General features: G+C 66.5%; 24 protein-coding genes, 1 tRNA gene and 1 pseudogene. 12 read left to right on the top strand and 14 right to left on the bottom strand.

Annotated elements, in window-relative coordinates; all coding sequences use genetic code 11:
- Positions 1 to 42: 42 nt before the first annotated feature.
- Both AB0B66_RS18790 and AB0B66_RS18785 read right to left on the bottom strand, forming a co-directional pair.
- Positions 43 to 1,338 carry a hypothetical protein gene (locus AB0B66_RS18790; protein ID WP_360530907.1) on the bottom strand — a complete coding sequence of 432 codons (1,296 nt, stop codon included), beginning with the start codon at positions 1,336 to 1,338 and terminating at the stop codon, positions 43 to 45.
- Positions 1,335 to 1,688 (bottom strand): hypothetical protein, encoded by a 354-nt coding sequence (locus AB0B66_RS18785; RefSeq protein WP_360530904.1) that lies wholly within the window; start codon positions 1,686 to 1,688, stop codon positions 1,335 to 1,337. The genes AB0B66_RS18790 and AB0B66_RS18785 overlap by 4 nt, the downstream gene beginning before the upstream one ends.
- A gap of 239 nt (positions 1,689 to 1,927) precedes the next feature.
- Between AB0B66_RS18785 and AB0B66_RS18780 the strand changes: the two genes are divergently transcribed.
- Complete coding sequence (locus AB0B66_RS18780; protein WP_360530901.1) at positions 1,928 to 2,785, top strand: hypothetical protein; 858 nt, start codon at positions 1,928 to 1,930, stop codon at positions 2,783 to 2,785.
- Positions 2,786 to 2,833: 48 nt separating this feature from the next.
- On the opposite strand, the gene AB0B66_RS18775 is transcribed toward AB0B66_RS18780, so the two are convergent.
- Positions 2,834 to 3,784, bottom strand: coding sequence for a hypothetical protein (locus AB0B66_RS18775; protein ID WP_360530898.1), 951 nt, complete (start codon positions 3,782 to 3,784; stop codon positions 2,834 to 2,836).
- A gap of 124 nt (positions 3,785 to 3,908) precedes the next feature.
- Between AB0B66_RS18775 and AB0B66_RS18770 the strand changes: the two genes are divergently transcribed.
- Positions 3,909 to 4,535 (top strand): hypothetical protein, encoded by a 627-nt coding sequence (locus tag AB0B66_RS18770; RefSeq protein WP_360530895.1) that lies wholly within the window; start codon positions 3,909 to 3,911, stop codon positions 4,533 to 4,535.
- A gap of 538 nt (positions 4,536 to 5,073) precedes the next feature.
- Here the strand turns inward: AB0B66_RS18770 and AB0B66_RS18765 are convergent.
- Positions 5,074 to 5,268, bottom strand: a complete 195-nt coding sequence (locus AB0B66_RS18765) for a hypothetical protein (protein ID WP_360530892.1) — start codon at positions 5,266 to 5,268, stop codon at positions 5,074 to 5,076.
- A 711-nt stretch (positions 5,269 to 5,979) separates the two neighbouring features.
- Between AB0B66_RS18765 and AB0B66_RS18760 the strand changes: the two genes are divergently transcribed.
- Complete coding sequence (locus AB0B66_RS18760) at positions 5,980 to 6,447, top strand: hypothetical protein (protein WP_360530889.1); 468 nt, start codon at positions 5,980 to 5,982, stop codon at positions 6,445 to 6,447.
- A 531-nt stretch (positions 6,448 to 6,978) separates the two neighbouring features.
- Here AB0B66_RS18760 and AB0B66_RS18755 read toward each other — a convergent pair.
- Genes AB0B66_RS18755 through AB0B66_RS18745 form a run of 3 tightly spaced genes read right to left on the bottom strand, consistent with a single transcriptional unit; the run spans position 6,979 to position 8,967 of the window.
- Positions 6,979 to 7,569: an HNH endonuclease signature motif containing protein gene (locus AB0B66_RS18755; protein WP_360531387.1), complete on the bottom strand. Its 591-nt coding sequence runs from the start codon at positions 7,567 to 7,569 to the stop codon at positions 6,979 to 6,981.
- Entirely contained in the window at positions 7,569 to 7,886 is a 318-nt protein-coding gene (locus AB0B66_RS18750; protein ID WP_360530886.1) for a hypothetical protein, read from the bottom strand. The genes AB0B66_RS18755 and AB0B66_RS18750 overlap by 1 nt, the downstream gene beginning before the upstream one ends.
- A gap of 13 nt (positions 7,887 to 7,899) precedes the next feature.
- Entirely contained in the window at positions 7,900 to 8,967 is a 1,068-nt protein-coding gene (locus tag AB0B66_RS18745) for an AAA family ATPase (protein ID WP_360530883.1), read from the bottom strand.
- Between the two features lie 451 nt (positions 8,968 to 9,418).
- Between AB0B66_RS18745 and AB0B66_RS18740 the strand changes: the two genes are divergently transcribed.
- The 4 genes from AB0B66_RS18740 (at position 9,419) to AB0B66_RS18725 (ending at position 11,429) form a co-directional block, all read left to right on the top strand.
- Positions 9,419 to 9,649, top strand: a complete 231-nt coding sequence (locus AB0B66_RS18740) for a hypothetical protein (protein ID WP_360530880.1) — start codon at positions 9,419 to 9,421, stop codon at positions 9,647 to 9,649.
- Entirely contained in the window at positions 9,624 to 10,145 is a 522-nt protein-coding gene (locus AB0B66_RS18735; RefSeq protein ID WP_360530877.1) for a DUF6879 family protein, read from the top strand. The genes AB0B66_RS18740 and AB0B66_RS18735 overlap by 26 nt, the downstream gene beginning before the upstream one ends.
- A gap of 2 nt (positions 10,146 to 10,147) precedes the next feature.
- Entirely contained in the window at positions 10,148 to 10,993 is an 846-nt protein-coding gene (locus AB0B66_RS18730; RefSeq protein ID WP_360530874.1) for a helix-turn-helix transcriptional regulator, read from the top strand.
- 214 nt (positions 10,994 to 11,207) lie between these two features.
- A complete protein-coding gene (locus AB0B66_RS18725; protein ID WP_360530871.1) occupies positions 11,208 to 11,429 on the top strand; it encodes a hypothetical protein in 222 nt (73 codons plus the stop codon).
- 465 nt (positions 11,430 to 11,894) lie between these two features.
- On the opposite strand, the gene AB0B66_RS18720 is transcribed toward AB0B66_RS18725, so the two are convergent.
- Positions 11,895 to 12,179, bottom strand: a complete 285-nt coding sequence (locus AB0B66_RS18720) for a helix-turn-helix domain-containing protein (protein ID WP_360530868.1) — start codon at positions 12,177 to 12,179, stop codon at positions 11,895 to 11,897.
- A gap of 153 nt (positions 12,180 to 12,332) precedes the next feature.
- On the opposite strand from AB0B66_RS18720, the gene AB0B66_RS18715 reads away from it, so the two are divergent.
- A complete protein-coding gene (locus AB0B66_RS18715; protein WP_360530865.1) occupies positions 12,333 to 13,532 on the top strand; it encodes a site-specific integrase in 1,200 nt (399 codons plus the stop codon).
- Between the two features lie 59 nt (positions 13,533 to 13,591).
- On the opposite strand, the gene AB0B66_RS18710 is transcribed toward AB0B66_RS18715, so the two are convergent.
- Positions 13,592 to 13,667: transfer RNA gene (locus AB0B66_RS18710), tRNA-Thr, on the bottom strand.
- A 265-nt stretch (positions 13,668 to 13,932) separates the two neighbouring features.
- On the opposite strand from AB0B66_RS18710, the gene ugpC reads away from it, so the two are divergent.
- The gene (gene ugpC / locus AB0B66_RS18705) at positions 13,933 to 15,024 is read left to right on the top strand and encodes a sn-glycerol-3-phosphate ABC transporter ATP-binding protein UgpC (RefSeq protein WP_360530862.1); all 1,092 of its coding nucleotides are present in this window, start codon (positions 13,933 to 13,935) and stop codon (positions 15,022 to 15,024) included.
- A gap of 104 nt (positions 15,025 to 15,128) precedes the next feature.
- Positions 15,129 to 16,520 carry a class II fumarate hydratase gene (locus AB0B66_RS18700; RefSeq protein WP_360530859.1) on the top strand — a complete coding sequence of 464 codons (1,392 nt, stop codon included), beginning with the start codon at positions 15,129 to 15,131 and terminating at the stop codon, positions 16,518 to 16,520.
- A 135-nt stretch (positions 16,521 to 16,655) separates the two neighbouring features.
- On the opposite strand, the gene rlmB is transcribed toward AB0B66_RS18700, so the two are convergent.
- From rlmB to AB0B66_RS18675, 5 genes are read right to left on the bottom strand one after another with little or no spacing between them, the layout of a single operon-like run.
- Complete coding sequence (gene rlmB / locus AB0B66_RS18695) at positions 16,656 to 17,777, bottom strand: 23S rRNA (guanosine(2251)-2'-O)-methyltransferase RlmB (RefSeq protein WP_360530856.1); 1,122 nt, start codon at positions 17,775 to 17,777, stop codon at positions 16,656 to 16,658.
- On the bottom strand, positions 17,777 to 19,192 hold the full coding sequence (gene cysS / locus AB0B66_RS18690) for a cysteine--tRNA ligase (RefSeq protein WP_360530853.1): 1,416 nt from the start codon (positions 19,190 to 19,192) through the stop codon (positions 17,777 to 17,779). Before cysS ends, rlmB begins: the two co-directional genes overlap by 1 nt.
- A 13-nt stretch (positions 19,193 to 19,205) precedes the next feature.
- Entirely contained in the window at positions 19,206 to 20,012 is an 807-nt protein-coding gene (locus AB0B66_RS18685; protein ID WP_360530850.1) for a hypothetical protein, read from the bottom strand.
- A 44-nt stretch (positions 20,013 to 20,056) separates the two neighbouring features.
- Positions 20,057 to 20,722: an HAD family hydrolase gene (locus AB0B66_RS18680; protein WP_360530847.1), complete on the bottom strand. Its 666-nt coding sequence runs from the start codon at positions 20,720 to 20,722 to the stop codon at positions 20,057 to 20,059.
- Between the two features lie 25 nt (positions 20,723 to 20,747).
- Positions 20,748 to 21,476, bottom strand: a complete 729-nt coding sequence (locus AB0B66_RS18675) for an HAD family hydrolase (protein WP_360530844.1) — start codon at positions 21,474 to 21,476, stop codon at positions 20,748 to 20,750.
- Between the two features lie 42 nt (positions 21,477 to 21,518).
- On the opposite strand from AB0B66_RS18675, the pseudogene AB0B66_RS18670 reads away from it, so the two are divergent.
- Both AB0B66_RS18670 and AB0B66_RS18665 read left to right on the top strand, forming a co-directional pair.
- Positions 21,519 to 22,136: pseudogene (locus tag AB0B66_RS18670) on the top strand (helix-turn-helix domain-containing protein); the annotation flags it as partial.
- A 142-nt stretch (positions 22,137 to 22,278) separates the two neighbouring features.
- Complete coding sequence (locus tag AB0B66_RS18665; RefSeq protein ID WP_360530842.1) at positions 22,279 to 23,175, top strand: hypothetical protein; 897 nt, start codon at positions 22,279 to 22,281, stop codon at positions 23,173 to 23,175.
- Positions 23,176 to 23,240: the final 65 nt, after the last annotated feature.

Raw genomic sequence — 23,240 nt, 5'->3', positions numbered from 1 at the left:
CGACTGCTGCGATGGACAGCGTTCGTCGAGTAGGAACGAGACTCACGTTGGCTGATCCGATCGTCGGGTGATGCTGACCTTGAGCCCGTCTGACCACGGCGTCGCCACCTTAGCGAACCAATCGGCGAACGCGGCGTCCTGAGCGGCGAGGGGCGGCCCGTCCGTCACGGCGTCCGCGTCGACAGTTCTGCTTCGCCCAGGTGTTCCCTCGATGACCGGCGGCACGCCTTTGGCGACCTTCCAGATTTCGTCACGGCGGCCGTCACGCTGACCGCCACGGCCTTGCTGACCGGGTGCTCCGGCAGGGGTTGCGAACGGCATCATGCCCGCCGCTGCGCCCATACCTCCAGCACGTGCTCCAGCAGCTGCCCCTGTGGCGCTGTTCGTGCCACCGACTCCGGCAGGCATCGGCATCGGGGCGATCCAGCCGCCACGGCCCACGCCTGGCCCCGGAAGTATGTAGGCACCGCCATTGGGCGCGTACGGGCTTCCTGGGGGCACCGGAAGCACGGATATCGGCGACCCTGGAACCGCAGGCACCGGCTGCGGCATGCCCTGTAGGTCCGGACCGGGGATGAGCACAGGGTCGTAGCCAGGTACAGGCGGTGGCGGGTTAACCGGCGCGGTCGAGACACCCGAGGGCCGGCTAGGACCGCGTCCGCCGGTCCCGCCGGTACCCGTTGTGTCCGGCACTGGGGTGGGGTCGCCGAGACGGTCTCGGTCGTCGCCGAAGTCGTACTTCTCCGGGATGACGATCCGACGCCGGTAGTCCTCAACTGCCGACTCAGCCTGGGTCATGGTCTGGCGAGCTTCGTTGTTCAGTTCGTCCGCAGCGCCGTCCCACCACTCAGGTACCCAGTCGGTCGTGACGTTGTCCCACTTCTCCTTCAGCGGCCCGACCTTCTCCTTCGCGGCTTTCAGGGCCTGAAGAACTCCGTCGAGCCCCCGTGCGGTCGACGCCGACGAGTAGGCGTTCTCCCGCATGACGTAGATAAGCCGATCGAGAACCTGCATGAACATGCCCGCGGACTTCGAGCGCTGCGGGTCCCACACCTCGACGAGTTCGTTGCGCAGCGTCGCCAGCCGGTCGTGATGGTCGGCCAGCAGTTGCCCGAGCCGCTCCCAACCGAGCATCTGCTTCCACGCTTCGGGGTCGTCCTCGTTACGTACGGAGTCCCACATACGCGGCACGTCGTAAGAGTTCCAGTCCGTACAGAAGGCGATGAAGTCAGGTTGCGGCGTGAAGACGGTCTGCACCGGGCCGATGAACCTGCCGCGGACCACGTCGGAAACCATCGGCACCGGAGCTGGAGCCGATGCCTGCTTCTCGTCGGTCACTGCGGCACCGATCCGGTGGGCGGCAGCATCACCTTCTCGGCAGCGGTGATCGCGTCGAGCAGAGTCTTCTCGACCGTGGCGATCTGACCGGCAGACGCGGTGTCGGCGCTGGCGTAGTTGGCGAGCACCTTCTCCATCGCGGCGATCAGGATCTCGGCGGCCTCGACCTGCTTCGCACCGTTCTCGCGAGCGCGTTGTAGCGAAGCTGCCATCGCGTCCCGCGCAGCTACGACCTCTCCGCCTGCGGTGTTCGCGCCGAACCGCAGTCCGGTCTGAACCTCTGCTTCGGCACGCGCGATACCTGGCTTTAGGCCGTTGGTGACGTCCGTCTTCATGACGTTGGTGAACATGCGCAGTCCACCGAGGTCGACAGAGATCTGCGAAGCCTGCTCACTACTTCCCATGACGGCCCTCCCCGTGTCGGCATGAGTAGCAGGGAGCGTATCGAAGATTACGGTTGGTGTCGATCTTGGTTGAGTAGGGCGACTAGGTCTTTGACCTTTCGACGCCAGAGCCGCCACGCGGGCCTACTTGCGATCCGTCCGAGCGGCCGGTAGCGCACTCAGTCTCAGTGCCTTAGTTTGCGCCCGTGAGCCTGGTTGTTGCGCAGATCCACGACGGACGCATCTCGCTTGTAGCGGACACGAAGATCACGGACTACAACGACGTGACAAAGACCCGTCGCGTGCTCACCAACGCCGTGCCGAAGATCCTCATCCTTCGCGAGCGAGTCGCGGTCGGTATAACCGGTGATAACCACCACCTGGTCCTACAAAAGCTGGTCGAGATACGCGACGAGCCGCTAGCCGTGCTACGAGAGCAGATGCATGAGATAGCCGTTCGATGGGATTCCCATGGTTCCGTCGTGTCGTTCGTCCTGGCGGGAATGGAACCGGAGGCTCAGCTGTGGGAAATCGGTCCTGATACCGCTGAGGAGCGCACCGCTTACAACCGAGCGTGGGCTGGCGACCTTGCTGCGTATAACTACTTCCGACAGCGATTCGATGAGTCCGCCACAGGCTACTACTCAAGCGACATGGGCTGGCGGCTGCTGTCGTCCATGCAGTGGCTCACCAGCTTCAACGTCGTTGAATCGGTTGGCGGTTTCGTAACACGAGCATGCTTCACCGGCGAGTCGTTCAAATTCATAGGTGACTTTGCAATCGTCGGCCCTTGGTTGATGGAGATGATCAGGGAAGAAACGCCGGAGGGAGCCAAACTTGCTCTTCGGCCACCCCGAGGGATTGACCCCAGGGGGTACCAGGTATTTACCGCAACAGGACGGACACCGACGATCAGTGCGCTCGCATATTTCGTGCCACAGGCCCGTCGAGCTTGGCTGTTCCGTCATGAAACTCCGTGGGAGTCAGTTGGCCTCAACGTCTCCTCACTGGCCGAACTACTGGCCGTTGGCGCAAGCGAGTATGGGCAAAACCTGGACGGATAAGACAACCAACGTGTCACCTGTGCTGTTTGCCAGATGGATCCGCCCTTGCTATAGACGGCCAACTGAACGCATTCTCGATGCCGCGTACCCGTTCATGAATGTATCCATCGCCTCACGTCGACGTCTATAGAGAACCAGCTTCGGCTCCGGGTCGTGACCCATATACCGGCCGAAAGCTGAGAGGACCACTTCCGCGCTGGCAATGGCTGAGATTACCGCTGCACCTGTCGTGTACGCATCTCCGGCGTACACAACCGCCTCACCCCCGTCCTCGGGAAGGCGTGCATTGTCGTCGAGCATCCAGGACATGCTGTGCGCCACCCCTGACCCCATCTGGTACAGCGCTGGGTAGTCGGCGAAGGTCACGCGCACAAGGTCCGTGACCTTTGCCGGCGGAACGGAGCGGTAGCTAGCTGTTGTTGTCCATCGGATGCCCGACGGCTGGCGGCTCACCGGCTGCACCTTGACGTCCAGCCCTGAGCGGGTCACCTGCTCCACGAGCTTCGCAAGCCGCTCCTCGACACCATCGGCGACACCGGGATAGCGATCTACGGGAAGCTCGCGGGTCGCCTTGACCTCATAGTGGAAGCTCTCCATGAGCAGCGCGGCTGCGCGCAGGAATCGCTCCTCTGGGTCAACGGACGTGTCGAGCAGGTATCGCAGTCCCGTTGCAGCCTCCACCGCGACGCGCGCCAGAGATGTCGGTGAGTACGGCCGTAGTGGGTCGAGTTCGAGCACGCTGGCGATAGCGGCAAGGTGGTCCACGACGTTCGCCATCTTGTGCGAACAGTGCTGCATGCTTGCGTGGAGGATGCGGCTCCGCGGCACGCGCTGCTTGTGTAACGCACCGGCCGCCCACGACTTGTCTTCCTCGTACGTACTGCCTCCAGCTCCAGGCATGAAGCTGGAGAGATCACTCGGCAGGTTCTCCGCAGCCGGCCTCAGAGCGTTGCGGTAACGGCGGACTACACGCTGCTCAAGGTCGGGCTGTGCAGGCACCCTGGCTCCTTCACGGCTTCGTTCCTCATGGCGACCCTCAGCATCGCTGCCAGCGGCTTACCCAGCAAGCCAGTAAGCACAGAGTGCAGTAGACGGTGGCCGCCTATCTCCGTAGGGTCACCGCGTGGAAGCGTTCGAGTCGTTCGTCGCGGTCGCCATGGAGTCCGAGGGTTTCGTCGTGGCTGGCCCGGTGAAGTTCCCAGTCTCCCAGGTGACCCAGAAAGCTGCACGCGAGGAAGTACAGACCCATGGCTTCGAGGTCGACCTCGTAGGAGCCCGTGCGGACCGCCTGGTACTGGCGTCGGTCAAGTCGTTCTTCGGATCACGCGGAGTCGTCGCCAGCCATGTGAACGGCACGACTGCGGACGACAGAGCCCGGAAGCTGTACCGCCTGCTGAACGATGTTCCGATCCGGCAAGCCGTGATCAAGGGTGCAGCTGAGCGGTACGGGTACGAGGTCTCCCAGGTACGGCTCCGCCTCTACTGCGGTAGGTTCGCCGGCCCGAAGCAGGGTATCCACGAGAAGGAGATCCGGGAGTGGTGCGCTGGCCAGTTGGCAGGCGGCGGCCCGATCGAGGTGTTCGGCGTTGACGACGTCCTTGCAGGGGTCCGTAAGGCCGCGGCCAACAAGCAGTATCGCGACCACCAGGTGCTCGTCACTATGAAGGTTCTGGAAGCCGCGGGGCTTCTCAGGCTTGAACTGCCCGACGATGTAGGCGTGGGCGACGATGATCAGAGCGCGGACCTATAAGCCGAGCGGAGGTGCCCGGAAGGACCAACTTCGCACTCGACGAGTCACTTCAGCAACCGTCCATCGATAGTTCTGTCGTGGCTAACGCTGCGCAGCGAAGCCACGCCCTTGCCTGATACGAGCACCTGTGGAGACACATGGCCGAACCCCACCAGGTCGACGACGCCGGACCTCTGGTCCCTCGTCGTACCCGCCAGCACACCCTGCCGACCGGCACCGCGCCTGCCGGTCCGCTACTGCAGAAGAGATCCAAGACCGAGATAGCCATCGAGGAAGCCGCTGCCCGGCTCGCTGCCGAAGCTCCGCCGCTGAGCAACGCACAGCGGAGCCGCCTCGCAGAACTGCTCGCATCTGCCGTCAACGCAACTAGACATCGATAGCGCGCAAGCCTCACCGACGTCGACCAGGGCATCATCGGGCGCGCGTACCTGTTCGCGATCCTGCGCGAACCCCGCATAGCTTCGTGACGACCTAAGCCCCAGCTTCGGGGCCTCACTTCACTAACGCGAACGCTGGCATTGTGTACGTCCAATGATCGTCAGTCATCGACGTCATCTGCATCTCCCTGTATGCAGCCGAGGCCATCACAGACGGGGCAGGTGCCCGACACGGAGTAGCGCTCGTCTTCATCATCCGGGACGTTCACCGTGCCATCGCCCTCGCACTCGTCGCACTCGAACCAGTACTCGTCCGGGCTGTCACCTGGACCGTCGATGTTGACCCGCTTGCCCACTAACCCTCGTTCCTTCGCAGAACTGGCGCGACCCGCGCCAGGCCGCAGGTTAATACGTGCCGGAACCTGAGCCAAGCAATCAGCGCTAGCTGAGGTTGCTCCGTCCCGTCGCTGAGCACTTGGTCGCCTGAATGCCAGCAACGGGACGGTCTAGACCCTGAGTGGACCTTTGATGGTTACGGCTGACGCCGTCGCCTACTTGGGCCGCGGCGTCCTAGCCACGCAGGGGCCGCGCCGGCCACCACACCGCTAATGACGGTCGCCACGACACTTGCGCGTTCGAGCGGCAGCCAGAGTAGAAGGATGAGTACGCCGCCAACGAACAGCGAGATGGATACGCGGGCAGCAGTTCCGCGATGATGGGTAGGCGATGGTCGCCGACGCATCGGTTCTCCTTCGTGCTGATGCCGTCCCTACCCTGCTGGATTCACGCCCTGGGGTAGGGACGGCGCATCGACTTCCGCCTCCAGGTACTGGACACGGGCGGCGTGCCGGAGGACACCGCAAATCCATGCTGACCTGCCGCGACGGGTCCTGTTTGTCGTGAGGCGACCTCAAGTTTTCGCCGAGGTGATGCCTTGGCGAAGGTAGTCAGAGTGATGCTTACACTGGGCAACGCGTGGAATGCCCAGTACATCCTGGACCACCGAGAGGCCGATGATGCCGCCGCGTTTGACGAAGCCGACGAAGGTGCCTAGCCACCGTCAGCCCTTGAACGACGCGCTATGGCGCTTCTACGTGGCGGCCGGAAGGCCGTCCACGCGCAAGGTGGCGGAGACGATCCAGTCATGGGACGAAGAAAGGCGTACCGGCTCGGCCAACCACGAGACCGTTCGACGCGCGCTGAAGGACGAGGCTGTGGGCGCATGGCTAACCGTTGAAGTGATCTTCTTGGCCCTCTGCGAGCTCGCGGATGTCGACCCGGACGACAGCGACGATGACGACGGCTGGCGAGATAAGTACACGCATCGGGAGAACTTCCATCGGTACTGGCATGAGGCGGTCGACGAGGCTCCGATGCCCCATATCCCGAAGACGCGGGGTGAACGCGCAGCAGAACGGGCCGCTGCCGAAGCCCAGCGAGCACGCGTCAACGGCTACCGGTCGGATGATCCCTGGGCGACGGCTGGTTCGGCAGGCGGTTCGGGTGGCAACTTCGACGACGAGCCGCCGTTCTGAGGTGCCAGCTACCCGAGCCGCCCCAGGGACATCCCAGGGCGGCTCCGGATGCTGAGACGTTTACGCCTTCAGCGCGGTGATGACTCCAGCTACCCCGGTGAGCACGGCAGCGGCACCGAACAGAGTCTGAGGCAGGGTCACGACGAACTTCGATTCGGGCTCAGTGCCCGGATCTTCGGCACTGTCCGAACGTCGCCGCATGAGGGTCGTAGGGCCGTCTGCGGCGTTGTGCCGACCGGTCTTGAAGCCGGGCACGGTGAGTCCTCCTGGAGTGATGGGACAGGGAGTTCGGAGCAGTGGCCACTGCGCTCGTTCTCCAGGGAACACCGGCAGCTTTCCCAGCCGCAAGGGAGACTGGCGAGTGCTGACCGGATTCCAGCCCGACAACGTGCGTACGACGGTTCGTGGACCTACCGGCGTACTACGCCGAAGCTGCGAACGATGTCAGCGGACCCCAAAGTTCACCCCGCCATGGGCCAGAAGGATGAAGCCGCCCCGAGATGTCTCAGGGCGGCTTCAGGAGGTGAAGTTCTAGCGGAGAGTGCCGGCCCCGTCAACCGCACGGATGATCGCGCGGAGGTCAGGTCGGCCGAACCTGCGCTCCTGATGCCGAAGCGCCTTACGCAGGCTCACCCCGTTGTTCTTCGCGTAGCCCCTCGCCAGCACGCAGGTCTTGCAGCTACGACGCCCGCCTTTCTGCTTGTAGGTGTTGCGCTTCGTGTAGCGGTGCCACCGTGGGCAGTGCGTCTTCTTCACCCGGTGCTGCTTCGCCAGCGCCACGTTCTCGCCGTGGGTGACGACCTGAAGATGGCTCGGATTGACGCATGCCCGCACGCGGCACTTGTGGTGCAACTCCATCCCCTCGGGCACAGCGCCGACCCACTTCAGCCAGAAGAACCGGTGAGCAGGCCGAGTGGTCTTCGTCGAGTGGGTGCGGTCGTTGACCAACCCGTACCCATCTCGGTCCTTCGCTCCTTGGTAAATCCAGCAACTGGTCGCCTCGTCGATCTCGTAGCTCTTCCGCACCCTCCCCGTGGGAGTCGGCATCACCACGCCGTGCGGCCATAGCTCCGGCTCCACGGGCTTGACGCGCCGTGAGAGCGTCCGCCTCTTCAGCGCCATCACGACCTCAACTCCCCGAGCCCGATGCTCAGCAGCGCCCACGCGCAGGCGAACAGGGCGATGGTGCCGACTGTGCGCATGAAGCGAGCCTTCCTGGCCTTGCTCCAAGGCCGCCGGACCACGGGGATCAACCCCACTCCCGGCACCCGGTACCAGACGACGTGCGCGGGGTTTACGTACCGAACTTGCTGCTTGCTACGGTTGTGCTGATGCATCTCTGCTCCTTCTTCGCGGTTGGTGGGGAGTTGCACTGGGCGGTTGGCAGATTGGGTCTGCTGGCCGCCCGCCTTGTCTTCAGCCGTCGGTGTCGTCTTCAAAGCTGGCAATGATCTAGGCGGCATCGGTGCGCTTGGTGTCCTTGTTGCGGGGGAGGAGCTTCTTAGGTTTGCGCAGCCCCGCGCGCCGAATGTTCACGCCCTTCGGGGCAGCGGGGGCGACGGGCGGCATCCCGAGTTCTTCACGAACTGAATCGGTCAGCGCGTACTGCCCGTACGCGGGGTTCAGCAGCTCGCCGTAGCTCACCATGCGGCGCAGGTACGTGCGCAGAAGGACAAGTTCGATCTTCGTCCCGTTCGCGATCTGCATCGGAGACTGCGGGGTCTCCTTGCGTGCTAGGTATTCGATGACCTTCTGCCGAACTTCGGGGCGGTTGTTCTTCTCTTCTCCGTCGACTTCGCCCACGTAGTCCCAGCGACCCGTCTCCTGGTTGTGCTTGATGCGGAGAGTGGTTTCGTTGAAGTCCTTCGGGGCCATGTGCAGTTCTGCCTCCGCCTGTCCCCGCTTACGGCGCATCACGATGACGATGTCGGGGACAGCGGTCATGCCGGTGGTGTCCTGGACCTCGTCGATGAAGTCCTCCCGGACTGCCTTCGTCGTGTGGTAGACGAGCACGATGGCGATCCCCTTCTTGTGTGCCAGCTTCTGGAGCTTTTCGCCGAAGTCGTAATCCTGGTCGTAACCCTGTCCCATCCCACTTCGGGACTTACGGATCTTCTTCAGGGTGTCGATGATGATGAGGCGGGGGTTCTCTACCTCGGCAATCCAGTCCTTCATCTCTTCGTACGCAGTGTCGGGGGTGATCTGCGACCCAACCGCTTCGATGTCGAGGCGGTGGGTGATCTCGTCGTCCCCGACGAGCTGGATGGCACGAGTCTTCAAGCGCTCCTCAGAGTCCTCCAGCGCCCAGTACAGGACATCGCCTTCAAGGGTCACCCGGTCCAGGAAGTTGCGTCCCGACGCAACTGAGATGGCGAGATCGAACACCATCCAGGACTTGCCCAGCTTCGGGCGGGAAGCCAGGAGCGTGAGCCCCACGGGGATCACCTCCGACACGACGTGCCGCGCAGGCTTGATCTGCTTGGTCATGAGATCCCCGATCTCCATGCGTTGCTCGGTCACCTAAATACCCCTGTCTGTTTTGTCATTCTGTCACTCTGTGTCGTCGTGTGGGTGGCACTAGACTACAAGAATAACAGTAGTTGTAAAAAGTAGCAGAACTACAAAACAGACAGTAAGTCTTACTAGGATTAGATGATCGAGAGACCAAAGAAGCCCGACTTACCTGTGTTTTCAACAGTTGAAGTCGGGCTTCTTCGAACCTGCACCGCGCGGTCGACACAACCAGATGGGTACGAATAACAGAATAACAAAACAGACAGTGCTATAGAATGAGGCGGTGCATGTGTACGCACAGTGCTCAGCCTGTGGGTGGTACCTGCCACAACGGCCGCGCCTTCCCCGCTCCCGTCAACGGTGTTGCCCGAGATTGCGCGTGATCACTTCTGGCCCGTTCACGCTGTTAGCGTGCTTCGGGAAATCCCGAGCAATCCAAGTTCACAGGGAGGTAGCCATGGCACTAACGTTCCTCGGCAAGGACCCGGACAGCCCCGTCAACAACAGCCCGACCGTGTGGGACGACGGGGACAGCTACGTGATCCAGGGATGGCGCATCACCGACCCGGCTGAACTAGCCGAGATCGGCGACGTTCCCGCACACGAAACCGTCCTGCGCATCCCGAAGCGCATGATGCAGTTCTTCCCGGAGGTTAAGAGCAGTGGCGGAGCAGCCGACGTTCGCTGAACTGCTGGCTGCAAGCCAGTCCAGCGCCGTACACCTGGAGATGCGTGACGGGTACATGCTGGACGACCCGGAGCTGAACAGGTGGCGGGAGGGGCACCGGCTCGACCTATCCCGCCCGGAGCCGTGGTGGCAGACGTGGCACGACATGCTCACCCCCGCTCTCGAACGTGGTGTCCAGGTGCGCCGTGCCCGCGTCGTCAGCGAGCCGATCAGCGAGTACATCCGCTACGAGTACGACGTGACCGATGTCGTCAACATCGCGGCGGGGGAAGCCGTCCGATGGCTCCCGCGCCGACACGCCACGGACCTACTGCTCCCCGGTAACGACTACTGGGTGTTCGACGACCACACGGTTCAGGTCATCCACTTCGACGGGGAAGGCTCGTTCCGGGAGCACGAGGTCATCAGGGACCACGATCTCGCCGAACGCTGCATCGTCGCGTTCGAGGCCGTATGGGAACGGGCCACCCCGCACAAGGACTACAAGCCGAGCTGACCGTGCCCACTTCGTCATCGAGCAGTCAGCAGGCTCTCGAAGCCCTCGGGCTCCGCCTACGCGAAATCCGGCTTCTTGCCGGCCTGACGGGGCGGAGCCTGAGCGCTCGTGCGGTGTGGCTGCCGTCGAAGGTCAGCAAGATAGAGCATGGCAAGCAGGCGCCCTCGCATGACGACATCCGGGTGTGGTGCCGCGTGTGCGGTGTGCCCGAGCAGATCCCCGAACTCATCGCGTGCCTACAGGCTGTCGAGGGCATGTTCGTGGAGTGGCGACGGATGGAGCGCACCGGCTTGAAGATGGCGCAGGAGTCGGTGAAGACGCTGTTCGAGCGGACCAAGCACTTCAGGGCCTACAGCGCGTGGAACATCCCTGGCCTGTTCCAGACGGCCGCGTACACGAAGGCGGTCCTGTCCACGCTCGTACAGCGCCGCGGACTCATCGACGACTCCGACGAGGCCGTGCAGGTGCGCATGGAGCGCGCACAGGTGTTGACGAAGGGCAACCACCGCTTCGCCGTCGTCGTGGAGGAGTCGGTACTGCTGAACAAGCTCGGCGGGGCTGAAGTGATGGTGGAGCAGATGCACCACCTGATCGTGCTGGCATCGCTGTCCAGGGTCAGCTTCGGCGTCATACCGCAGCACGCCGACCGCACCGCGATGTGGCCCGTGGAGTCGTTCTGGATGTACGACGAGGGCCGGGTTCAGGTCGAGCTGGTGTCGGGCTGGTTGAACATCACGCAGGCCCACGAACTGGCGGCCTACTCCCAAGCGTTCGCCGACCTGGCCGCAATCGCCGTGTACGGCTCCCAGGCGCGAGAACTCATGATTCGGGCTACACGGACCTACTGACGGGCGTCCTGATCAGCCAGATTCGCTCTCAGGGCTGACCGCGAAGCAATCCCGAGCAACTTCGTTGAGCGAGGTCTACGCCGGTCTTTAGCGTCAGGCAGTCACCCACGGACGGTTCCATCCGAGCGTGTGCCAGGGCATCCATCTCCCGGCTCGCACCCTGGGAGAGCCCGCCGCCCGTGGGTGACATCAACACCCCGACGAAAGGTGCGACGTGTCCGGGCAGCAGCCATACCCGCAGTACCCGCCACATCCCCCGCAGGCCCCGCCGTACGGCTACCCGCAACGCCAGGTGTCGAAGTCCGGTATCTCCGCGATGGGCACGGCTACGCACCTGGTGCTGACCGTCTTCACGTGCGGCTGCTGGGGCGTCGTCTGGTTCCTCCACTGGCTGATGACCCAGAACAAGACCGTCACGACCACCCGGCCCTACTGACCCGGACGGAGGTCGAGATGCAGGCTAAGGACGCAGCGCTCGTGGATCTGATGACGGAGATGCCGCCGGAGTCACGATGGGTGCAGCGGATGAACAGGACCCACCGATGGGACACGTCCACGGAGACGGTGCAGCGCATCTACGACTTCCTCACTGACAACAGCGAGGAGTTCGTAGATGTCTAGCTCGACGAATTGGGTGGACACGAGCGGGGAGATGGTGTCGATCGGTGACTACGTGGCTGTCGACCTGGACAGTGATGCCGTGGGGCAGATCGTGGCCGTCTCAGATGACCACACAGGCCGTCCGGTGGTCCAACTGACAGAAGGACACCGGGCGGGCCGGAAAGTGGCTGTGTGGCCCTCTCAGGTGCTTTTCCGGGTTCGTAGATAGGCAACCCCAGGGGTGGGGTTAGAAAGAGGGCGGGGCACCTGCGCTACGACGCGGTGCCCCGTCTTCTTGTCTTCACTTCTTCCGGCGGCGTAGTCCGCTGGGCTTCTTCGGCGCAGTAGCCTTCTTCGACTTCGGCCGTTCCTTCGGAGACTCGATCGGTTGTGCGGGGATGGACATACCTGCCATGTCCATCAGCAGGCTGGTGGCGATGCGCGTGGTACGCGGCCCCAGGCGGATGGCCGGGATCAGACCCTGGCGGATGTCCCCGTACAGCTTCTCCCGACTGATGCGCAGGAACTTCGCTGCTTCCGCGACGTTGAGGAACGGTTTGAGTGTGGGGTTCAATGCGACTGTCACACGATTTATTAAACCACTGTTGTAGGGTTAAGCCGGGCTAGCTGCACAGCCCACAGAAAGCGATGTAGTGCCTTCTACACCAGGGCACTACATCGCTTTTCATCTGTTGAAACACTCCATTCTTATTCAACTCCTGAAAGAAGGAGGACAGCGGTGGCCCGCAAGCCGGACATCATCAAGAAGGTGGTGCTCAAGAACGGCGCGACGCGGTACAGGTTCCGGCTCGGCCTTGGCATCAAGCCCAACGGCAAGGTGGACCAGCGCACCTTCACGTTCGACACGCTCAAGGAGGCGCAGAACGAGCTGTCGCGGCTGCGCACCGAGAACTCGCAGGGCACGCTGGTCATGCCCAACCGGAAGCTGACCGTCGCCGAGTACATGACGGAGTGGCTAGAGACGAAGCGGAGCAAGAAGCCCAGCACACACCAGGGCTACGTGGACGCTCTCGCGATCGTCATCGAGCACTACGGGAACCTGCCGTTGCAGTCGCTGGACAGCCCGCACCTGGAGAAGGTGAAGGCCGACATGCTGTCGGGCAAGGCACGCAAGGTGGGCACGAAGGGCAAGCCTCTGGCGAACCGCACGGTGAACCTGATGCTGACGCTGGTCACGATGGCGCTGAAGGTCGCCGTGAAGCGCCGCCTTGTCCCCTACAACGTAGGCGAACTCGTCGACAGGCTGCCGCTGGACCACACGGCCGCCGAGGAGCGTGGTGCATGGCAGACGGATGACGCGCTGATGTTCCTGCGGCACGTCCGGGAAGACCGCCTGTACGCCGCGTGGCTACTGGCGCTGCTGGGGCTGCGTCGTGGCGAAGTCCTCGGACTGCGGTGGGAAGACGTGGACTTCACGGGAGACAAGGCGAAGCAGCGGAAGTTGCCACCCGGTACGCCTTCGCTACGCGTGGCCCAGAACCGCGTCTACGTCCGGGGGACGGTGCACACCGGCACGCCGAAGGGACGCGGGCGAAGCCGGAGCCTGCCCATGCCGGAGGTAGTCATCACAGCGCTGAAGGAACACCAGCGACGGCAGGAGGAAGAGAAGAAGACAGCGGGACGCGACTACTTCCAGACGGGCCTGGTGTTCGTCAACGAGATCGGCGAGGGCTACAACCCTGACTCGCACAGCGACCGCTTCAACGTGCTGACGAAGGAGGCCCCTGTCCCCCGCATCCCGCTGCACGGTGCCCGCCACTGCGCGGCATCGCTACTGGGCGACATGGGCTTCCCCGATGTAGTGGTCGCCGCGTGGCTCGGACAGTCTCAGATCACCGTGACCCACGGGTACCAGCATGCGATGGCCGAACGACTTCGTAGCGCTGGCGATGCCCTGGGGGAAGCCCTGGCAATCTGAGCAGCGCAAGGCCCATGTGATACGTATGTGACATTCTGGCCCCCGAAGAAGCCGGATCATGGAGCCGACCAGGGGACTTGAACCCCTAACCTTCCGATTACAAGTCGGGTGCGCTACCAATTGCGCCAGGCCGGCATGCACGGCTCAGGAGCGGCCGTACCCAGCGATGGTACGCGCCGTACGTATCAGGTCCGCTACCGGATTCCCCGGAGTTTCGTACCGATCATCACCATAGCGTCCGTTTTGCCTGGCAGACGCGTTCCACATGATGATCCACGGGCTTGTTTACCGGCCGTAACGCGGTTACTTTGGCGAACGCCGGGTTCGTGAAAACGTGGCCGGCACTTCACTTTCACTCGGATCGTCCGGCACGTTCCTGCCGGTGGAAGGACACACCCCCGTGGCTACCGTCACCTATGCCAAGGCGTCCCGGATCTACCCGGGCACCGACCGCCCCGCCGTCGACCAGCTCGACCTCCAGATCAACGACGGCGAGTTCCTCGTCCTCGTCGGCCCGTCCGGCTGTGGCAAGTCCACCAGCCTGCGGATGCTGGCCGGTCTCGAGGACGTCGACCAGGGCGCGATCTACATCAACGACAAGGACGTCACGAACCTCCCGCCGAAGTCGCGGGACATCGCGATGGTCTTCCAGAACTACGCCCTCTACCCGCACATGACGGTGTACGAGAACATGGCGTTCGCGCTCAAGCTGCGCAAGACCCCGAAGTCGGAGATCGACGTCCGGGTCAAGAAGGCCGCGCAGATGCTGCAGCTGGAGGAGTACCTCAACCGCAAGCCGAAGGCGCTCTCCGGCGGTCAGCGCCAGCGTGTCGCCATGGGCCGCGCCATCGTGCGTGAGCCGCAGGTCTTCCTCATGGACGAGCCGCTGTCGAACCTCGACGCCAAGCTGCGCGTGCAGACCCGTTCGCAGATCGCCACGCTGCAGTCGCAGCTGGGCATCACCACGGTGTACGTCACGCACGACCAGGTCGAGGCCATGACCATGGGTCACCGGGTGGCCGTGCTGCTCGACGGTGTGCTGCAGCAGTGCGACACCCCGCGTGCCCTGTACGACCGGCCGTCGAACGTGTTCGTCGCGGGCTTCATCGGCTCGCCGGCCATGAACATCAAGACCGTGCAGCTGACCGACGCCGGCGCGGTGTTCGGCCAGATGGTGCTCCCGCTCACCCGTGAGCAGGTCGCCGCGGCGCAGGCCGAGGGCGGCAACGGCCAGGTCACCGTGGGCTTCCGCCCCGAGGACTCGGACCTGGTGGGCGCCAGCGAGGGCGGCATGCCGATCGTCGTCGACCTGGTCGAGGACCTGGGCGCCAACGCCAACGTGTACGGCCACGCCGCGATCAACGGTGGCGAGGAGCGGTTCGTGGTCACCACGACCCGTCAGGCGATGCCGAGCCTCGGCGACACCGTGTTCGTCAAGCCGGTGGTCGGTAGCCACCACGCGTTCCACGCCGCCTCCGGCGTGCGCATCTGACGCAGGCAGTAAGCAGGAAGGGCGGGACCGGAAACGGTCCCGCCCTTTTGTGATGTGCGTGCCGATCTTCGGTTACCCGTGCTCCAGGGGGTAAGCATGGAGCCATGACGGAGTATCGAGTCGAGCACGACACGATGGGCGAGGTGCGGGTGCCCGCCGACGCCCTGTGGGGCGCGCAGACCCAGCGGGCGATCGAGAACTTCCCGGTGTCGGGGACGGTCCTGCCGTACCCCCTGATCATCGCTCTTGCCCAGATCAAGGCGGCGGCGGCCGAAGCCAACGCGGCCACCGGCGACCTGGACGCGCAGACCGCGGGCGCGATCGCCTCGGCCGCCCGGGAGATCGTCGAGGGCGACTTCGCGGAGCACTTCCCGCTCGACGTGTACCAGACCGGTTCGGGCACCTCGACCAACATGAACATGAACGAGGTGCTGGCCCGCCTGGCCGGGCAGCGCCTGGGCCGGACGGTGCACCCGAACGACCAGGTGAACGCCTCGCAGTCCAGCAACGACGTGTTCCCGTCGGCGATCCACCTGGCCGCGCTGCGGCTGGTGGCGTACGAGCTGCGCCCCGCGCTGCTGGAGCTGGAGCAGGCGCTGTCGCGCAAGGCGCGGGAGTTCGCGCACGTGGTGAAGTCGGGGCGCACCCACCTGATGGACGCCACACCGGTGACCCTGGGCCAGGAGTTCTCCGGGTACGCCCAGCAGGTGCACCGCGCCGCCGAGCGGGTCGCGTCGACCTTGCCGCACGTCGCCGAGCTGCCGCTGGGCGGCACCGCCGTCGGCACCGGCGTGAACGCGAGCGCGGAGTTCCGCCGCGAGGTGTACCGGCGGCTGGCCGCCGACACGGGGCTGCCGGTCAAGGAGGCCGAGAACCACTTCGAGGCGCACGGTGCCCGGGACGCCCTGGTGGAGCTGTCGGGTCAGCTCCGCACGACCGCGGTCAGCCTGTACAAGATCGCCAATGACATCCGGTGGATGGGCTCCGGACCCCGGGCGGGCCTCAGCGAGCTGCGCATCCCCGACCTGCAGCCCGGTTCGTCGATCATGCCGGGCAAGGTGAACCCGGTCATCTGTGAGTCCGTTCGCCAGGTCTGCGCGCAGGTCATCGGCAACGACACCACGGTCGCCTTCAGCGGCTCGCAGGGCGACTTCGAGCTGAACGTCATGCTCCCCGTGATGGCCCGCAACCTGCTGGAGTCCATCACCCTGCTGGCCAACGCGAGCCGCCTGCTGGCCGTCAAGTGCGTGGCGGGACTCCAGGCCAACGAGGAGGTGGCCCGGCTGTACGCCGAGGGCTCTCCGTCGATCGTGACGCCGCTCAACCGCCACATCGGGTACGAGGAGGCGGCGGCCGTCGCCAAGCAGGCCCTGGCGGAGAACAAGACCATCCGCCAGGTCGTCGTGGAACGGGGCCACGTGGAGGCCGGCAAGCTGACCGAGGAACAGCTCGACGCGGCCCTCGACGTGCTCGCGATGACCCGCCAGCCCGACTGACCGGCGGCCCGGCCGGCGCGCCGCCGCACCCCGTCCCTCGATAGACGCTGGCCTATCACATCGAGTTTCCGTGGCTCGGAGTCGATGTGATAGGCCACCGTCTATGCGAAGAAGCGCCGCGCGAACGCGGCCAGGTCACGCCGCCCGGCGGCGGGCCACCTCGGCCAGGGCCACGGCCGCGGCCACGGACGCGTTGAGCGACTCGACCTCGGACACGATCGGGATGCTCACCCGCATGTCGCAGGTCTGCCCGACGAGCCGGCCGAGACCGCGCCCCTCCGAGCCGACCACCACGACCAGCGGCCCGACCGCGGCCTCCAGCTGGTAGAGGTCCGTCTCCCCGTCGGCGTCCAGCCCGACGACCACGAAGCCCTCCGACTGCGCCTGCTTGAGCGCGCGGGTCATGTTAGTCACCTGCGCCACCGGCAGCCGCGCCGCCGCGCCCGCGCTGGTACGCCACGCGGTCGCGGTGATGCCCGCGGCCCGCCGCTCGGGCACGAAGATGCCCTGCGCGCCGAACGCCGCCGCGGAGCGGATCACCGCACCGAGGTTGCGCGGGTCGGTGACCCCGTCCAGCGCCACCAGCAGCGGCTCCGGGTGCTCGATCGAAGCGGCGAGCATGTCGTCGAAGGTCTCGTACGCGTACGGCGGCACCTGGATGCCGATGCCCTGGTGCAGCACGCCGCCGGTGAGCCGATCGAGCTCGGCGCGGCTGACCTCCAGGATCGGGATGCCCCGGTCGCCCGCGGTGCGCACGACCTCACTGACCCGCTCGTCGATGTCGATGCCCTGGGCCACGTAGAGCGCGGTCGCGGGCACGTGCGCGCGCAGCGCCTCGTTCACCGGGTTGCGGCCGACGAGCAGCTCCGGCGCGTCCTTCGGGGTCAGCGACTTGCGGCCGGGCGCGACCCGCGGGCCGCTGCGCACCGGAGCGCCGCCGCGGCCGGCCGGGGTGCGCTTGGTCGGGGTGCCCTTGCCGCCGCTGCCGCGGCCCCAGGTGGTGTCCTTGGTGCCGGGCTTGCCGATCTTCGGGGCACGCCCCTCGGCCGCGGCGGCCTTGCGCTCCTTGTCCTGCTTCCAGGCGGTCTTGGAGGGCAGCTTCTCGGTGCCCGAGTAACCCTTGTGCCACGGACGCTCGTCAGCGGGCAGCGTCTTGCCCCGGCCCTTCAGGGTGTCCTTGCCCTTGCCGCCCGTCCCCTTGACGGCGGTCTTCTTGCTGACCTGGCGTATGTTCCGGCGTTGCGAGTTGCCCGGCATTACAGTTCACTTCCGATCGTCCAGCGTGGACCGTGCGGGGTGTCCTCCACCACGACTCCGGCCTGTTTGAGCTGATCCCGCACAGCGTCCGCGGCGGCCCAGTCCTTGCGTCCTCGTGCGGCCGTGCGCTGCTCCAGGGCGAGCGCGACCAGCGCGTCGACCGTGCTGCGCAGCCCGCTGCCGCCCTTGCTCTCGGCCCAGGCCGCGTCGAGCGGGTCGATGCCGAGCACCCCGAGCATGGCCCGGACGCTGCCCAGCGCGCCCGCGGCGGCCTTGTCGTTCCCGGCGGCCAGGGCGGTGTTGCCCTCGCGCACCACCTCGTGCAGGGCCGCGAGCGCGGCCGAGGTGTTGAGGTCGTCGTCCATGGCGGCGGTGAAGTCGGCGCACAGCATCGTCGGCTCGACGACCCCGACGAGTTCCACGGCCCGCTGCACGAAGCCCTCGATGCGGCGGTACGCCGTGGCGGCCTCCTCCAGCGCGCCCCAACTGAAGTCGATGCGGGCCCGATAGTGCGGGGACAGCATGTAGTAGCGCAGGTCGACGGGCCGGATGCCGTGCTCGACGACCGCGTCGAGGTCGATGACGTTGCCCAGCGACTTGCTCATCTTGGCCTCGCCGAGGTTGAGCAGGCCGTGGTGCACCCAGAACCGAGCGAACGCCAGCCCGGCGGCGCGCGACTGCGCCTGCTCGTTCTCGTGGTGCGGGAAGACCAGGTCGAGGCCGCCGCCGTGGATGTCGAACTCCGCGCCCAGGTAGCGCTTGGCCATCGCGGAGCACTCGATGTGCCAGCCGGGCCGGCCGCGGCCCCACGGCGAGGGCCACTCGGCGTCGTCGGGCTCCTCGGTCTTGGCGCCCTTCCACAGCGCGAAGTCGCGCGGGTCGCGCTTGGCCCGCTCCGGGCCGTCGGGCGCGGCCAGCATGTCGTCGGACCGCTGCCCGGACAGGGCGCCGTAGTCGGCGAAGGAACTCACGGAGAAGTAGACGTCGCCGCTGCCGTCGTTGCTCGGGTACGCGTTGCCGCGCTCGATCAGGTCGGTGATCAGCTCGTGCATCTCGGGCACGTGCCCGGTGGCGCGCGGCTCGTACGTCGGGGCGAGCACGTTCAAGGCCCGGTACGCGGCGGCGAGCGTCACCTCGTTGGCGTACGCGATCGACCAGAACGGGCGACCCTGCTCCAGCGATTTGGTGAGGATCTTGTCGTCGATGTCGGTGATGTTACGCACGAACACGACGTCGTAGCCCGAGTGGATCAGCCAGCGCCGCAGCACGTCGTAGTTGACGCCCGAGCGCAGGTGGCCGATGTGCGGGCCGGACTGGACGGTGAGACCACACAGGTACACGGAGGCCTGACCGGGAACGCGCGGCACGAAGTCGCGCACCTGTCGGGTCGCGGTGTCAAAGAGTCTCAACGTCACCGGACAAGGATAGTCAATGCGGGGCGGTCCATCGCGACTGCAACCACCGCAACGCCTCAAGCTCATCCGGATCGACGGCGATTCGATACTCACGGCCATCGGTGCCGGTGACGCCGATCACCGCCAGGTCTCCGATCGCCACCCGGTCCGCCTTCGTCGACGGGGTCTCCGGCAGCGCCGATCCCCCGAGCACGGGGATGGCCCGGCGGGCGACTCCGTCGGCCTGCGAGATGCTCAGCGAGACCTCGTCGGCCCGCAGCCACCCGCTCAGCCACCCGTTGCGGGCGTAGGACGAGGTCGTGCCGTACACCTGGCCCTCGATCTCCAGGGGCTCGCCGGACTGCACCAGCCGCAGCGACTCCTCGCCCCACACGGCGATGTCGGCCTGCTCGGCTGAGACCGGCGCGCCGAGCGAGCGCGGCTCGCCGTACCGCTCGATCTCGGCCCGGACCTCGTCGATCAGCGCCGTCCCGGCCCGCCAGCCGCTGACCTTGCCGTAGTAGCGCCAGCGGCGGCCCTCCGCGGACCTGCCCCGGGCCACGATCAGCCACGGTGCGCCGAACAGGACCCGGGCGAGCACCCACAGCGGCAGCAGTAGCAGCGCCAGTAGCCACTCGGCGGCGAGCAACACCACCAGAAGGAGCACCGGCACGAACAGCAGGACCCCCAGGATCACCAGGCACCCGAACTCCCCGCCGGCCAGGGGCAGCAACTCGCCCACGACCTCGCGCGCGCCGCGCCGGCGGGCCGGCTGCCAGGGCAGCCAGCGCCGCCCGACCCACCACTGCCGGCCATCCGCCCCCGTAAGCTTCCCCGCCACGCCCGGCATGGTGCCAGAGCGCGGCAAGCGGACGGGGCGCTGCGTCAGCCGTTGAGCGAAGCCACCGCGTCGGGCAATTCGGTCAGGTCGGTGATCACCACGTCGGCGCGGACCGGTCCGGGCGCGGGGGCTCCCGACCGGTTCAGCCAGACGGTACGCAGGCCCGCTCCCGCCGCCCCGGCGACGTCGTGGTCGTAGGAGTCGCCGACGTACACCACCTCGTGCGGCTGGGCCGACGCCGCGGCGAGCACCGCGTCGAAGAAGCCCCGGGCCGGCTTCTTCGGCACCCCGTTCTCCAGCGCGTACAGCTCGAACGCGAAGCGCCCGCCCAGCCCGCACCGGGCGGCCAGGCTGTTGGCGTTTGTCGCGTACCCGAGCCGGTAGTCGCGGCTCAGCTTGTCCAGCACCGCCGCCACCCCGTCGAACGGACGCGAGTTCGCGAACCGCACCTCGAAGAACAGCTCCAGCCATCGGTCCAGCTCGCGCTCGCGACCGGCCCGGGCCAGGGTGTGCCGCATCGCGGCGGCCCGGATGTCGCGCGCGGGCCGGTCGGCCAGCAGCGTCCAGTGGTCCTCGGCGTCGGCGGCGAACAACTCCAGGGTCAGCGCGGGGTCGGCCACCGCGGCGGTGACCGCGCTCAGGCCCGCGGTCACGGCGGTGCGGATGTCCACCAGCGTGTCGTCGGCGTCGAAGGCGACAGTTGTGATCATCGGTACACGTTAGCGGAACCGCAGGTCAGCGCCCTGCACCGTCACTCGCAGGGGGTACGTCGTCCCATGTCGCGGGACGTCGGGTGAGCCCACCCAACCTCTCCGGAAGCTGCGCCAGGCGCTCGACCGTCAGGTCCGGCACGACGGGGCCAGGCAGGTCGCGACCGGCGCGATTCACCCAGACCGTGCGCATCCCGGCCGCGGCCGGAGCCTCGACATCGTGGTGGTAGTTGTCGCCGACGTAGACGATCTCCTCCGGCTTCGCACCGGCGGCCGCGACGACCGCGGCGAAGAACTCCGGCGCGGGCTTCTTCGGCAGGCCGTCCTGGTGGGCGTACAGCTCGAAGGCGAACTCGCCGCCCAGCCCGCACCGATCCGCCGTCGAGTTGCCGTTGGTCGCATAACCCAGCAGGTACGCCGCCCGCAGATCGGCCAGCGTCGCCAGCGCGTCCGGGAACGGCCGGGTGTGCTCGTACCGGTGCCGGAAGAACAGCTCGTAGTGATCGTCGAGGTGCCGTTCCAGGCCGAACCGCTCCAGCGACCGGCGCAGCGACTCGCGCCGGATATACGGGACGGGCGCTCCCGGGTCCTCGGCGAACACCTCCTGCCAGCTCTCCCGCAGGTGCTCGCGGGTCAGCGCCAGGCCCGGCTCCAGCGCGCGCAGGCTGCCGAGCACCTGCTCCAGCGCATAGTCGACCGCCGGCCGCAGATCGAGCAACGTCTCGTCCGCGTCGAACACCACCGCCTTGATCACTCCGCCACTCTAGTCATCCCGGTCGACGCCTAGGCTTGGCGCGTGGACACCGCACAGACGCTCGATCGCGGGCTGCGCCTGCTGACCCTGGTCGCGGACACCCCCGGCGGACTCACCGTCACCGAGGCAGCCAACCGCCTCGGCGTCGGCCGCGCCGTGGTGTACCGGCTGGTCACCACACTCACCGAACATTCCCTGGTACGCCGCGACTCCGGCGGGCGGCTGCGGCTCGGCGTCGGGCTGCTGCACCTGGCCCGGCGCGCCCAGCCGCTGCTCGCCGACGCGGCCCTGCCCGCCCTGCGCCGCCTCGCCGACCAGGTCCACGCCACAGCGCACCTCACCGTCGCCGACGGCGACGAGGCCGTCGCGATCGCCGTCGTCGAACCCAGCTCGACCATGTTCCACGTCGCCTACCGCACCGGCTCCCGGCACCCGCTCGAGTCCGGCGCCGCGGGCCGCGCCATCCTCTCCGACGCCGAAGGCTGGACCGTCTCCTCCGGCGAACTCCAACCCGGCGCGTACGGCATAGCCGCCCGAGTCCACGCCGTCGAAGGCCTCCGCGCCTCCGTCGGCGTCGTCGCCCTGGCCCCCCTCGACGCCCCCACCGTCGGCCCCCTCGTAGTAGCCGCCGCCACCACCATCACCACCGCCCTCTCCTGACCCCCTCTGCCGCAACTCTTAAAGACTTGCGGCCTCGGTATCCCCAGGTAGCCGCAAGTTATCCACAGTTGCGAACGGGGTTGTCCACACGGTTATCCACAGGGCTTCCACAGGAGGTGTGGATGGCGTCAGGCTGACGGTCATGCCACGTAGGCCCTATCGCCCACCGGAACTCGTCGGCCGGCTCTTCCGCCGCTCCGACGTGCTGAGGCACGGTGTACTCACCGCCCACCAGGTCCGCTCCAACGCCTGGATCCGGCTCCGCTACGACGTGTACGCCGACGCCCGGCTCACTCGCGACCACGAGCTGATCACCCGATCGGTGCTGATGGGGCTCCCGCCGGACGCCGTCGTCGCCGGTCCTTCCGCGGCATACCGGCTCGGCGTGCGGCACGCCGCCGCATTCCACGACGACGTCCACGTCATCACCCATCCGAAGGCCGCCATGCTGCGCCAGCGGGGAGTGCGCTTCCACGAGACCGTTCTCGAACCCGACGAGACCATGGAGTTGGACGGGCACCTGTACACGACACCGCTTCGGACCGCCTGGGACCTGGCGGGCTGGCTCGACGTGGTCCGCGCCGTGACCGTGATCGATTCGATGCTCGGCAACGGCCTGGTAGAGGTCGCCCAACTCGCCGTACTGGTCCGCGCACGGCAGGGTCGACGTGGCAGCGCCTTGGCCCGGCGCGCCTTCGCGCTCGCCGACGGCCGCTCGCAATCCCCGCCGGAGTCTCAGCTGCGGGTCCGCATCGTCCTCTCGGGCCTGCCCCGCCCACAGGCGCAGCTCGCCGTACCGGTGCGCGGCCGTGTGCTGCACCCCGACCTGGCCTGGCCCGAATACCGGGTCGCGGTCGAGTACGACGGAGAGTGGCACGACGATCCCGACCAGTTCCACCTCGACCGCCGCCGGTTGAACCTGCTCGTCGCCGAGGACTGGATCGTCCTACACGTGACCAGCCGCCGACTCCGCGCCGACCTCCCTACCGTCCTCACCGAGATCCGCCAGGCCCTCCACTCCCGCGGCTGGCGCCCCTGACCGGCCCCGCCCCGCGCAACTCTTAAAGAGTCGCGGGGGGGGGGTGGGGGGCGGGCGCGCCGGCC

It is taken from the genome of Catellatospora sp. NPDC049111 (genome assembly GCF_040648615.1).
GTDB classification, from domain to species: domain Bacteria; phylum Actinomycetota; class Actinomycetes; order Mycobacteriales; family Micromonosporaceae; genus Catellatospora; species Catellatospora aurea.
This window is presented reverse-complemented; position numbering and strand designations above follow the sequence as displayed.